The organism is Clostridioides sp. ES-W-0018-02, from assembly GCF_020658175.1.
Taxonomy (GTDB): Bacteria; Bacillota; Clostridia; order Peptostreptococcales; family Peptostreptococcaceae; genus Clostridioides.
In genome coordinates, this window is record NZ_JACVVY010000003.1 from 407,164 (window position 1) to 421,595 (window position 14,432).

The 14,432-nt window shown below is 30.2% G+C and carries 5 protein-coding genes; all 5 read left to right on the plus strand.

Going from position 1 to position 14,432, the window contains the following annotated elements:
• Positions 1-55: 55 nt before the first annotated feature.
• The 5 genes from IC219_RS10560 to slpA all read left to right on the plus strand — a co-directional run bounded on the left by IC219_RS10560 (position 56) and on the right by slpA (position 14,348).
• Positions 56-5,986, plus strand: a complete 5,931-nt coding sequence (locus IC219_RS10560; RefSeq protein ID WP_227830845.1) for a M60 family metallopeptidase — start codon at positions 56-58, stop codon at positions 5,984-5,986.
• A 213-nt stretch (positions 5,987-6,199) separates the two neighbouring features.
• Positions 6,200-8,086, plus strand: a complete 1,887-nt coding sequence (locus IC219_RS10565) for a cell wall-binding repeat-containing protein (RefSeq protein ID WP_227830844.1) — start codon at positions 6,200-6,202, stop codon at positions 8,084-8,086.
• A 368-nt stretch (positions 8,087-8,454) separates the two neighbouring features.
• Positions 8,455-10,056, plus strand: a complete 1,602-nt coding sequence (locus IC219_RS10570) for a cell wall-binding repeat-containing protein (RefSeq protein WP_227482106.1) — start codon at positions 8,455-8,457, stop codon at positions 10,054-10,056.
• Between the two features lie 217 nt (positions 10,057-10,273).
• Entirely contained in the window at positions 10,274-11,872 is a 1,599-nt protein-coding gene (locus tag IC219_RS10575) for a cell wall-binding repeat-containing protein (RefSeq protein WP_227830843.1), read from the plus strand.
• A gap of 289 nt (positions 11,873-12,161) precedes the next feature.
• Entirely contained in the window at positions 12,162-14,348 is a 2,187-nt protein-coding gene (gene slpA / locus IC219_RS10580) for an S-layer protein SlpA (protein ID WP_227830842.1), read from the plus strand.
• Positions 14,349-14,432: the final 84 nt, after the last annotated feature.

A 14,432-nucleotide genomic window follows, 5' to 3' on the forward strand; every position in this document is an offset into this window, starting at 1 on the left:
ATAGTATTTAAATTCATGAGAAATTAGAAATTTATTGAGGGAGGATTGTTGTTTCATGAAAAAAGCAATATCTTGTGTACTAGCAGTATCAATGTGTAGTGCACCACTAAACGTTTTTGCAGAACCTATCTTAGAGGGGAAGTTAAGGGCAGTTGAAAAATCAGTTACAGAGAAGTTAAAGGGGAATCTTGAAGTAGATTTAAATTTTTCACTTCCAATAAAAAATAATGAATCAGAAAGTATAACTAATACACAATTGGAATTAAAAGATGATAGTAATAACAGTGGAATAATAAAGCTTGGAGAAAAAGATTCAGGAACATTAAATATTGGGGCAGATAACATAGAGTATACTATAAAAAAACTATCTGCAAGTAGAAGTGAAATAAAAAATAAAGATGAAAATATATCATATTATAATATTGTATTTAATAATTTACCTGTTGGAAAATACAATGTAGAAGTCTCTGGAGGAGGATTCAAGAGTAAGGAAATTAAGGACATTGATATATCAAGTTATTCACAAAGAGTTTTGTTAAGTAATAGAGCAAGTGTTGATGATAAAAATAAACCTCTAAACTATGAACTATTCTTGATGGGCGATGTGAATAATGATGGCAAAGTTGATAAGAAGGATTATGAGGATGTATTGAAAAATATAAACTCAAATAAAAGTGAATATGATTTAAATAGAGATGGAAAGGTAGATATTGCTGACTTAGACTATGTTCAGAAAAATTTAGGGCAAAGTGAAGATGAAAAAAGCCTAGAGAGTATAGTATCTACCAATCCTATAGTAGATACAAGTAAAGTAACATTAGAAAAAAACAGTGATACAAATATTCAAGGTACTGTAGAGGATTTATTCAGTGGAGATAATAGTGGAGTTAAAATATCTCCAGCAAATGCAGATGATAAGATATCAGAAGAAAAACCAGCAGTAATGGATATAGCTTTATTAGAAGCACTTGATATGGAAGTCATAAATATAAAAGCACCTGAAGGGAATGCTCCAGCAAAAGGAATAGTTGAAGTTACAGATAAAGATGGTAATGTTCAACAGGTTCCTTATGAAAATAAAGAATATGTAGAAACTTTAAAAGAAGAGCAGAAGCAAGAGGAAGTAAATAATGAGCAAGAAGAAACAAATAATAAAGATGAAAATATAGAGCAGTCTGACAATAATTTAGACAATAATCAAGAAGAAAAAAATGATAAAGAAGATTCAAATACAACTGATAAAGAAAACAACGATAAAGAAAATTCATCAACAGATAAGTCTGATTCAGACAAAGATACATCAAAACAAGAAGACAATATCAGCAAAGATGATAATTCTACAACATCTACATATGGTAGGTCAGCAGTAGAAACATATGCAGAAGTTCAAAATAGTGATATAGTAATAAATCTTGGTAAACAAGTAGCAGTAAAAAAGATAACAATAAAAATAACAGCTACGACAGCAAATGATAGAAATCTTGCAGAAATATCTAAAGTTGAATTTTTAAATAATGTTTATAAAGAAATACCAAAACCAGATATGAATATACCTAAAATCAATAAAATATCGACTAGTACTGCTGTTGGAAACGAAAAAGTATCTTTTTATTGGAATAATGAAGTAAATGTATCTGCATATGAACTTATATTAGATACAATTGACAGTAAAGGAAAAGTACTATCGACTAAAAAATTACAAACGAGTAAAAACACTATAGATGTAAGAGATATACAAGCATATGGATTATATAGAGTGAGCATACAGTCTTTAAATGGAGATTGGGCTAGTGGATATAAAGAGGCAACAGCAGAAAACTTAGATGGAGTCCCAGAAAATGTAGACTCAAACTATAAGCCTATACAATTTAGTCCAGACAGTATAATAGAATTTCAAGTTGTTCCAGATACAAAACCAGAACCACCAGAAGGTATAAATGTCAAAGGTAGATTTAAGGCTCTTGATGTAAGCTGGAAAAATCATAAGCAAGCTAAAGACTTTGATTTATATTATAGAGAAAAAAGTTCTAATGGCTCTTGGATAAAATATAATGACAAACTTATTCGTGGAACAAGTTTAAAAATAGAGGGGCTTAAGGATAATACAACATATGAAGTTAGAATGACAGCTACGAACCATTTAGGTACGAGTGGAATGTCTAAAACATATATAGGAACAACTGAGAGTGTTGATGCTCCAACAACACCTAACTATAGACTAATTAATACTCCTAAGTTAGATGCAGGTTTTGGGATACCAACAAATCATATAGTAGATGTTACTTATCCAGCTGGATATGATAAAAGTGAATATAGTGACAAAAATCCATTTAATAAATTTAATATAGTAGATGGAGATTTTACAACACATTGGACATTCCCAAAATATAATGCTGCTGAGGGAACGAATAGAGGTCCAATCATAACTTTTGATAAAGCTTATACGATGGATACTTTTATGGCTACCCCTCGTTTTGATGTTTCTGATAAGACAATCAATGACTTTGAAATAAAATACTGGGATGAAAATGGTCAAGTACATAATTTAGGAGATGTACCCTTTGAAACAAAAACAGACCCTGTAAATAATAATATATATGTAATGGTAAGATTAAAGGAACCAATAAATGCTACTAAGATACAAGTAAGTGTTTGTTCTTCTTATTCATATAAGTCTAATATATCAGAACTTAAATTCTATGAATATGACAGTATAGAAAAAGATGTAAGAAATCTATTTGTAGATGACTTACAAGTTGAATTAAAAGAAGATGTAACTCAAGAAAAAATAACCGAATTAAAAGATAGAATTAGCACTCCTGATAAAGTGAGTGATGAATATCATCCATATAAGACAATTATTGATAGAGAATTAAAATTAGCCCAAGACTTATATAATGATAGAGCTACACTTACTGATATAACAACTGTAAATCAAGATATAAATGTTTCAGGAAAATACAAAGATAAGAGTGGAAAATATACTGTTAAGTCTAATAACTTAGGTATGGGAAATGACTGGCAGGCATTGGGAGTAGCTGCTAGAGCTGGAGATGAAATTACGATATATGTTGGAAGTAAAAGTGGTAAGACTCCTAAACTAATATATACACAATACTATGGAGAGTCTGGAGCATATAAGAGTGGAGAAATAAACCTTAGCACTGGTAAAAATGTAATTCAGCTGAGTAAGCTTCACAGCTTAGATGCAGAACGTGGAGGAAGCTTGTATATAAGATACCCTTATGACACTCCAAGTGGTGGAGATATAAAAGTACGTGTAGCAGGAGCTACTAAGATACCACATCTTAACTTAAATGGAATGATAAATGATAAGAGCCCTGAAGGAGTTTCTGCATCTAAGAAAAAGATAAGAACCTATATAGAAGAATTAGCTAAATATAAGAATGATATAAAGGGAGAGCCATATTATCCAGGAACGAATATTGGCAATTCATATGGATATTCAGAAACAACAGGTGTATTAAACACTACAGATATTGAAAGTGATAAAGTTACGTTAAATGTTCCTGCAACAGCTGTATACCAAGGAATATCAAGTGGAAATTCTGATTTAAATACACAAGTAGATAGATTATACAATAGTATGCTTGCATGGGAACAAATAATGGACTTAATATACTCAGAAAGAGGAGTATTTAAGACACAAGATTTAGATGGAAATGGAACTGTAGATGATAATGAATTTGACATAACTAAAAATGATATGGCTCCTAAATCTCGTATGAATATAAAATATCAAAGAATGTTTATTGGAGCATTTATGTATGCTTCTGGTTTACATGTAGGAGTAGAATACGGTTCAGTTCCAGGACTTATGAATGGAGTACCTTTCCAAATAGATGCTACTGGAAAAGCTACAGGAGGAAGTTTGTTTGGATGGGGAATAGGTCATGAGATAGGACATGTTACAGACATTGGGAAGATGACATATAGCGAAACTAGTAACAATGTACTTGCTTTACTTGCTCAAACATTTGATGATAAGACACATTCAAGACTTGAAGGTTCAACAATGGACAAGATATTTGAACATGTAACTTCAAACAGTGTAGGTATACCAAGTAATGTATTTGAGAGACTTGGAATGTTGTGGCAACTACATTTAGCTTATGATAATGATTTTACTGGTTCAATGCTAAAGAATAACTCAGATGCTGATTTAAGCAATGACACATTCTATGCTAAGATTTCAAGAAAATATAGAGCACTTTCAAGTGATGACCCAATAAATAATTTACCAAAAGACCAAATGTTAGTAGCAATGGCATCAAGTGTTGTTGAAAAAGATTTAAGAGATTACTTTAAAGCATGGGGAGTAGAAATTACACCAGAGTTAAACAGTATAATGGATGGTAAAAAGTACGAAAAAGAGTCTAGAAAGATACAATATATAAATGATGAAGCTAGAAGAAAGATTTTAAATGAAAATATATCTAGTATGGCAGAAGATACTAAAGTAAGTGCTGGTTTTGTTGATGGAGTACAAAGTGGTTCTCTAGTTAAATCTAATAAAATATCTATAGACCTAGATGTTGACAAAGACAAAGACAAGATATTGGGATACGAGATAATAAGAAGTGATGGAAACTACTTAGATGGTGAAAATGGAACTCAAGTAAAATATAGAACAGTAGGGTTTGTAGATGCAAAAGGAAATAGTCAAGCTAAATTTACTGATAATATATCTCCTCTTAATAATAGAGCATTTACATATAAAGTAGTTGCATACGATTATCATCTAAATCCAACAGATGAGTTTGAAATTGGTACTGTAAAATTATCAGATGAAGGAAAAATAAACAAATCAGCATGGTCATTTATAACAAACACTGTTTCTGATGGTGATGTTAGAACTGAAAATGACTCACATGGACCACTACAAAATCCAGAGATTGATAACATCAAGGATAATGATGCAAGTACTACATATAAAGGAAAAAGAATAAGTAAAGCTGAGTGGAACAAAGACCCTCAAAAAGACCCAGATATAAATGTAGAAGAAAATCCATATATAATAGTAGATATGAAGGAAACATTACCTATAGTAGGGCTAAAATATACAAAGCCAAAAACTGAAGCTAGAAAGTTCTCATTAAAAGGATTATTCAACCTTAGAAAGGATACTAGTACAACATACAATCCTTTAACTAATTACAAAATACAAGTAAGTAATGATAAAAAGAATTGGGAAGATGTTAGCCAAGGAACTTTTGAATACGGACAAGACTTAGTTGGTGGAGGAAAAGACCAAGATAATGAAGCTAGAGTTACATTTAATAAAGATGGTAAGCTTTGGACATACCAAGCTAGATATGTAAAACTAATATCAAACAATAAGTCTAATATAGAGGTTGCAGAGCTTGATGTAATAGGACCTCCAGGTGACAATATAGAGATTGGAACAGTAAATAGTGTAGACCAAACTCGCACTAACGGAATTGGAAAATTAACAGAAGACTATGTATATCAAAAGGATGATACTAATACGAGTGAAGATGAAACAGCTAAGATTCCAGCAGGTTCAATAGTAATTACAGGTGAATACAGTGGAAATCCAGCATTTAATTTACCATTACTTATAGATAAAAATAATAAAACTATCTCTGGGGAAGCACTTTTATTTGCAGAGGTACCAGAAAAAGGTGAATTAGGTGAAATAAGCAAAGGTACATGGGTTTACTATATGGCAAAAGAAAGCTTTGATTCTTTAAGTGATAAAGTTAAGGCAGAATTATATAGATATAATGACCTTCAAGGAGATACTCCAATAGGTCAAAGATTTGTAAGTGATACAATGTATGTTCCTGTGGAAGCTAAAACTTATGATGAGTTAAAGACGATAAGTCTTACTGATAGTAATAGTAAAGCGAGAAAAGCTACAAAGAATACTATTGATGTTAGCAATAAGAAGGTTATATCTATAAATAATAAAGTAAAAGGTAATATTGTCAGAGATAAATAAGTAATAGAAATCTAAAAAAAACTAAACATGCTAGTGCCAATAGTGGATATTTAGTAGGATTAGGTACTAGAAAAGTTTTAAAAGAGTAAGATGTTAAAAGTAAAGTATATATAATGTAACTATAAGTTTAGGGTAATTTATAAATTAAATATAAAAGCCAGATAGATAAAGGATTTTATCCATCTGGCTGATGGTAGATAAGGACGGGTGTTAATGAGTAAAGGAAAATTTCTTATAAGAACTATTGCAGTGTCAACTATGGCAGTAGCTGTAACTGGTAGTGCTACATGTGCATATGCTGCTCCAGTGTTACAAGGAACAAAGACATATGAAAAAGTAAATACTATAGATATATCTGTGGATTCAGTAGAAAATATAGTATATTCATTTCAAGCTAGTATAAAAGTACAAGGTGAGGTTGAAGTACTAGATAATGAGCCAGGCCAAAAGATTAAGTGGTCTGATAATATAGAAGCTCAGATAAAAAGTGGAAATGCAAATGCCAATTGTGTTTCAACATATGATAAAGCAAGTAATACAACAACATTAGATATATATGTTACATCAAATGAAGATTTGTTAGATGGAAATACATTAAATATAGGAAGAATATCAGTAAAAAAATCTGGAAGTAATTCAAGTGCTAAGTATAAAATATTGGGTAATGGGGAAAATTCCAAACCAGCTTTAAAAATTGTAACTTACAACAATAAAACCGTTGATTATGAAAGTATAGATTCTAGTGAAAGTTTAAACTTTACTCTTATCAATGAGAATGAAGTAAAACCAATAGGAGGAACTGGAACTAGTAAAAACGATCCTGAAAAATATAAGGTTGAGAAAAGTGAATCACTTGAATATTTATTAAATAATATTAGAATAAACTATTCTGTTGTTAGTAAAGAAACCGAAGAAAGTGGTTCAAATATAATATTAAAGCTTGGATTATCACAAAAATCAAGTAAAGGAAGAAAAGCTACAATAAGTAAGTATGTTGAAGTTACACTTCCAAAAAGTTTAGAGTATGTAGTTGATAATGAGTTAGCTAAACCAGATGAATTACCACCAGACAATTCTGATGACAATAATAATGGTGGAAATAATAATTCAGGTGGTTCATCTGGAGGTAGTAGTTCTTCTAGTGGAGGAAGTTCAAGCGACTCTACATCTAATGTTACAGTAAAAAAATTAAAAGGTGCAGATAGATTTGAAACTGCTGTTAAAATATCTCAAAGTGGATGGACAAAGTCAGATACAGTTGTGATAGTAAATGGAGAAGACAGAAGTATGGTGGATGGGCTTACTGCTACACCACTTGCTAGTGTAAAAAATTCACCAATTCTTTTATCTTCAAATGATAAACTTCCTCAAAAAACTATAGAAGAGCTAAAAAGATTAAATCCATCAAAAGTAATTGTAGTAGGTGGAAATAACTCAATGCCAAATTCAGTTGTTGAAGCTATTAAAGGCATAAATTCAAAGATATCAGTACAAAGAATAGGTGGAGAAACAAGATATCAAACTTCTATTAATATAGCAAAAGAAATTGATAAGACAAATAATGTAAGCAAGTTGTATATAGGAGCAGGAAATGGAGAAGCAGATTCATTATCAATAGCATCATTAGCTGGAAAGGAAAAAACTCCAATAGTACTTACACAAAAAGATGGTGTAGATAATGAAGCAGAACAATTTATTAAATCAAACAAAGTGTCAAATGTATACTTTATTGGTGGAGTAGAAAAAATATCTAACAAGGCTATTGAGCAAGTTGGAAAAATAACAAATAAAGATGTATCAAAAAATAGAGTTGCAGGTCAAAATAGACAAGAGACAAATGCTAAAGTAATAGATAAATTCTATTCTCATTCCAAATTGGATGGGGTTGTAGTTGCTAATCAAGATAAACTTATAGATGCTTTGGCAGTTGGTCCATTGGCAGCTAAAAATAATTCACCAGTTGTACTTGCCACAAATACGTTAGATAAATCACAAGAATCATCATTAAAAAATAAAAATTCATCTAAGTTGTTTGAAGTGGGTGGAGGAATAGCTTCATCTGTAGTAGATAAGATTAAGAGTTTAATTGAATCAAAATAAATATCAAAGTAAATATAAGTAAGTAAGCTTAAAATAAGAATGTATTTAGATATAAATCATATGTCTAAGTGCATTCTTATTTTTATTTATATTATCTTAATAATATTATGCTGGAATATATGTGAAAATTTAAGTAGAATTAAATTTAATTTGTAAAGTGATGTAAATTATTTTTAATAATGAAATATATCTTACAAATATTTAAAATATAACTAGAGATAGTTTTTGAATTTTTAATTAAATAAAATATTAATATATAGACGTAATATATTTATATAAGATATACTTTATAATATACAAAAAATAACAAAATAATAAAAAAAAGTAAAAACCATATAAATATAAAACATAAAAATCATCAGGGGGATATGAAAATGAATAAAAAAATATTATCATTAGGTCTAGCAGTATCATTAATCTTGGTAAACTTCAAAAGTGTAAATGCATCATCAGTAGTAGAAAAAATATATGGCAAAGATAGATATGAAACAGCAGCAAAGATAGCTGACAAACAAACTTATGAAACAGTTATTTTAGTAAATACAGAAAAATCTCTTGCAGATGGATTAAGTGCAAGTGGGTTGTCAGGTGCAACAAAAGCACCAATATTATTTACACAAAAAAATAAGATACCAACAGAGACAAATAAATGTCTAAAAAATATCAAAAAAGCATACATAATAGGTACAGAAGATACTATAAGTAAATCAGTAGAAAAAGAACTAGATTCTAAACATATAGAAGTAAAGAGAATTGGTGGAGAAGATAGGCTAAAAACAAGTTATCTAATAGCTAAAGAAATAGCAACTATAAAAAAAGTGGATAAGGTACTATTAACTAATGCATATAGTGGAGAAGCAGATGCTATGAGTGTATCATCAGTAGCTACTAGAGATGGTGTTCCAATTATACTTACAGATGGAAAGAGTGTGCCTTTTGATGTCAAAAATGTTCAGTCCTATTGTATAGGGTCAGAGGAGATAATGAGCAGTTCTTTAGTAAAGAGCACAAATTCAGTTAGAATAGAAGGAACTGACAGATTTGAAACTAACAAAAAGGTAATAGAGTACTTTTATAAAAATGTAGAAGGATTTTATGTATCAGATGGCTATCAGTTGGTAGACGCTATAGCAGCTGCACCACTTACTAAAGATTCACCAATGGTATTAGTAAATGATGGTAGTGATAAGGTTGTATTAGAAGGAGCTAAATATATAACTTCTATAGGTGAAATGAATGAGAAGGTAATACAACAATGTATAAGTGCTTCAAAATCAAATGGACAACCTCCAATAATTACAGTGGGAAGTACAGAGATATATAAAGGCGAAAAATTTGACACTGGCAAGATGAATATAGTAGCTAAAGACAATACAGGAAATGTATTGCCAATAGAAATTAATGGGTTTATAGATACAAATAGAGTAGGTACATACATATTGACATTAAAAACTACAGATGAATGGGGAAAAAGTACAGAAAAAAGAGTAGAAATAAAAGTGTTAGATGATAAATCTCATGATTATAATAGCCCAGAATTTAAAAAAATGGTTTCTACTGAAATGTATAACTTAATCAATTCATATAGAAAAGAAAAAGGTAAAGAACCTTTGGTAGTGTCTAGTAAGTTAGAGGGGATGGCAAATGCATGGTCTAAGTATATGATGGACAATAAAGTTTTTGCACACTATATAGATGGTAAAAATGCTCCACAAGTATTTTCTGAATTTGGAATGAGAAGTGAGGAAAATATAGCTTATATTTATATAGATTCTAAAAATGTTCAAACTACTCAAGATGCAAAAGATTTGGCGAAGGCTATATTTGAAGTGTGGAAGAAGTCTCCTGAGTATAATGCAAATATGCTTAGCGATGAGTTTTATAGTACTGGGTTTGGACTTTATATATTGTCAGATGGACAAGTACATGCTACTCAAGAATTTCTAAACGGTAATGAAGGTAGCTTGTAAAAAATTCCAAAAATCTTATCTTTTCATTAATTTACTGATATTATGAAATGAAAATCACATCTAAAGTATTTTTTGTAATCTGTTTTGTTATTGCTTTATAGATTATGGTATTTTAGGTGTTTTCTATTTTAATAATTTATAAATTTTGAGGGAATCACTACTGAGGATGTAATTTATGATTAGCTGAATTATATAAAAGATTAGTAGGAGGAGTTCGATGAAGGTAGATAAGAGAATATTATCAATAGGATTGGCTGTAACTTTAATAATGGCAGGTACATCAAATATTAATGCACTTTCAAGTATAGAAAAGATACAAGGTAAAGATAGATATGAAACTTCTGCTTTGATAGCAGATAAACAAAAATATGAAACAGTCATATTAGTAAACACTGATAACTCTATAGTAGATGGGTTAAGTGCAAGTGGATTGTCAGGAGTAACAAATGCTCCTATAATGTTGGTACAAAAAAATAAGATACCAACTGATGTAGAAAAAAGATTAAAAGATGTTAAGAATGCTTATATTATAGGGACAGAGGATACTATAGGTAAATCTGTAGAAAATCAACTTAAGAATAAGGGAATTGAAGTCAAAAGAATTGGTGGAGAAGATAGAATAAAGACTAGTTATCTTATAGCGAAGGAGATATCTGCTATTAAACCAGTAAATAATGGAGATAAGGTCTTTCTTGTAAATGGATATAGAGGTGAAGCTGATGCAATGAGTGTGTCTTCTGTAGCTGCTAGAGATGGAGTACCAGTGATACTTACGGATGGAAAGAGTATACCATTTAATGTAGATGATGCTCAGTGTTATTCTCTTGGCTCAGAGGAGATAATGAGTAATGAACTTGTTAATAAGACTAACTCTGTTAGAATTGCTGGGAAGGATAGATTTGAGACCAATAAAAAGGTCATACAACGTTTTTATAAAGGAACAAATAAATTTTATATTTCTCAAGGATATAAATTAGTAGATGCTGTAGCAGGTTCTCCATTAGCTAAAAATAGACCTATAGTACTTGTTGATGAGAGAAGTGACAAGAGTATACTTAAAGGATCTAAGGAAGTTACTTCTTTAGGAGGTATGGATAAAAATGTTATTGAACAATGTATTGATTATGCATCTGATAAGAATACATTGCCTACAATAACTGCTAATAATATTGAAATGTTTGTAGGTGATAGTTTTAATAATAGCATGTTGAATATAGTTGCTACTGATTATCATGGGAATGAATTAATTCCTAATATTCAAGGGAAGGTTGATACAAAGAAAGCAGGTACATATGTTTTAAATATATATGCTATAGATAGTTTAGGTCAGAAGTGTGAAGTTAGTGTAAATGTTAAGGTAATTGTAAATACAAGCACAAAAAATCCTAATAGTTATGAATTTAAGGCTATGGTGTCTAATGAAATGTATAATTTAGTTAACTCATATAGAAAAGAAAAAGGAAAAACTATTTTAAAAGAATCAAAGGCATTATCTGGAATGGCAAATGCATGGTCTAAGTATATGGATGAGAAAAAAGTATTTGCTCATGAGATTGATGGAAGAAATGCAGCAGAAGTGTTTTTTGGGTTTGGAGCAAGAAGTGATGAAAACATTGCATATTTACCTATGAATGTTAAGTCTGTTTATACTTCTAAAGATGCAAAAGAAATAGCTAAATCTATTTTTGATTTATGGAAGAAGTCTTCTAAGTACAATGAGAATATGTTAAAAGATGAATTTTATAGCTTTGGATTTGGCATGCATATTTCTAGTCAAGGAGAAGTTAATGCGACGATGGAGTTTTTGAATAGTTAGATTTTATATTAGTATTTATGGTATAAGGTGGATAAAGTTAATTTGAAATTAAAAATAAAATTAGGAATAAGGTGTGATTTATATAAAATATTTTAAAAGATAAAAAAATGTAAAAAAACAAATTAATTTGTTGGAAAAAACTTCAATTAATTTTGCATAAATTATTGAAATTATATTTTATATAGTCTATCATAAGAGTGTGAGAAATATTTGGATTATATGAACATGGAAATTTAATGTACATAATTAAAGAGATGTAATTAATATAATGTTGGGAGGAATTTAAGAAATGAATAAGAAAAATTTAGCAATGGCTATGGCTGCTGTTACTGTTGTAGGTTCTGCTGCTCCAGTATTTGCTCAAGTAAGTTTAAAAACTGAAGGCTATACAGTAGTTCAGGATAAGTATGAGAAATTACTTAAGGATTTAAAAGCAGGTTTAAAAGATGATAAAATAACACAAATAAGTATATATTTTGATGGTGAATATATAACTACTGTTACTGCTGGTGAAGGTGCTGGTGATAAGTTAGAGACACTTACTAAAAATCAACTTAAAGGTTTAGGTGATGGAAAGTATGTGGAATTTGCAGTTGAGTACAAAACTGGTGAATCTACTGCTCCAGCAGCAAAATTAACAGCACAAGATTTAACAAATATAGAGAAAGATTTAAATGATAATAAAACTACAGAAATAATTGGTGCAGGAAATAGTAATGGTACAGATAAGGGAATGGTATCATTTGATGGAACTGATTCAACTGCATCTACAGCCCTTACTTTAAATGATATTGCATCATGGGAGATAGTAGGAGATACTCTTACAATTAAACCAAAAAATCTTGATGCAAAATTAAGATATGGTATAGTTAAAAGTAGTGCAGTTGATGGTACAGATGTAAAGAATATTACTTTATTTACACAAGAAACATTTAAAGTAGGAGAAGAAAAAACAGCAAAAAAAGTAGCAGATGCTGATACTTTTAAATTTGATGAAAATAATACTACAGTAAGTGGTTTAGGATACACTCCTACAACTCCAGGTTCTCCTAGTGTTGGTAAAGATGATACTACAATTAAAGTAATAAAAGCTGTAGAAAAAACTATAGATGTTAAATCTAACTCAAGTACAAAAGCTCAAGATTTAGCTAAACAATATGTATTCCAAGATGGTAAGCTTGAAGATGATGGTACAGAGTCTAAAAATAACATAAGCTATATAGCTAAGCATGTAAGTGAAGTAGCAGTAGAAGATACTGATGGTGATTTAACAATAACTCTTTACCCAGACGGAAAAAGATTAAGTACTTTATCTGCAACTACAAAAACACCAACTAACTTAGGTGATGAAGATGCACCAGCTAAAATAGTATTAAAAGCTTCAAAACTAAAAGATTTAGAAGATTATTTAGATGATCTAGTAACTTATAATAATAGTTACTCAAATGTACAAGCTGTTGCAGGTAGTGATAGAATAGAAACTGCTATAGAATTAAGCCGTAAATTCTATAACTCTACTGATTCAAAAGCATTATATGAAAATCCTGTAAATAGTATTGTATTAGTTGGTTCTCAAGCTATAGTTGATGGTTTAGTAGCATCACCTTTAGCAGCAGAAAAAGATGCTCCTTTATTATTAAGTTCTAAAGATAAGCTAGATTCATCAGTAAGAGCTGAAATAAAGAGAGTTATGAAATTAGATTCTTCAACTGGAATAAGCAATAAAAAAGAAGTTTTCATAGCAGGTGGAGTAAATTCTGTATCTAAAGCAGTTGAAAATGAATTAAAAGATATGGGTCTTAAGGTAACTAGACTATCAGGTGATGATAGATATGAAACTTCATTAGCTATAGCTGATGAAATAGATATAGATGATAAAGCATATGTAGTAGGTGGAACAGGATTAGCAGATGCTATGAGTATAGCTCCAGTTGCATCTCAATTAAAAAATGGTGAAGCTACTCCAATAGTTGTTGTAGATGGAAAAGCTGACAAGTTATCTAAAGAAGCTGAAGATTTCTTAGATGATGCACAAGTAGATATAATCGGTGGAGAAAATAGTGTTTCTGCTAAAATGGAAGACTATATAGATGATGCTACTGGAAAATCTCCAGAGAGAATCAGTGGTGCTGACAGACAAGCAACTAATGCTGAAGTTATAAAAGAATACTTTAAGAAAGATTCAGTTACAAATTACTTCTTAGCAAAAGATGGTTCTACTAAAGAAGATCAATTAGTAGATGCATTAGCAGCTGCAGCAGTAGCTGGAAACTTTGGCGCTAAATATGATAATGATACTGTAACTGGAACTCCTTCTCCAGCACCAATAGTATTAGCAACTGACAATCTATCAGCTGAGCAACATGTAGCTGTAAGTAAAACAGTTAATGGTGATGGTGGTAAAAACTTAGTTCAAGTAGGACAAGGAATAGCTGATTCAGTTGTTAAAAAATTAAAAGAATTATTAGATATGTAATATAAAATTTATATATTGAATAAAAAAAGGTTTCTCGAAAGAGAGACCTTTTTTTATTCAATATATAAATAAAAAAGAGGCTAA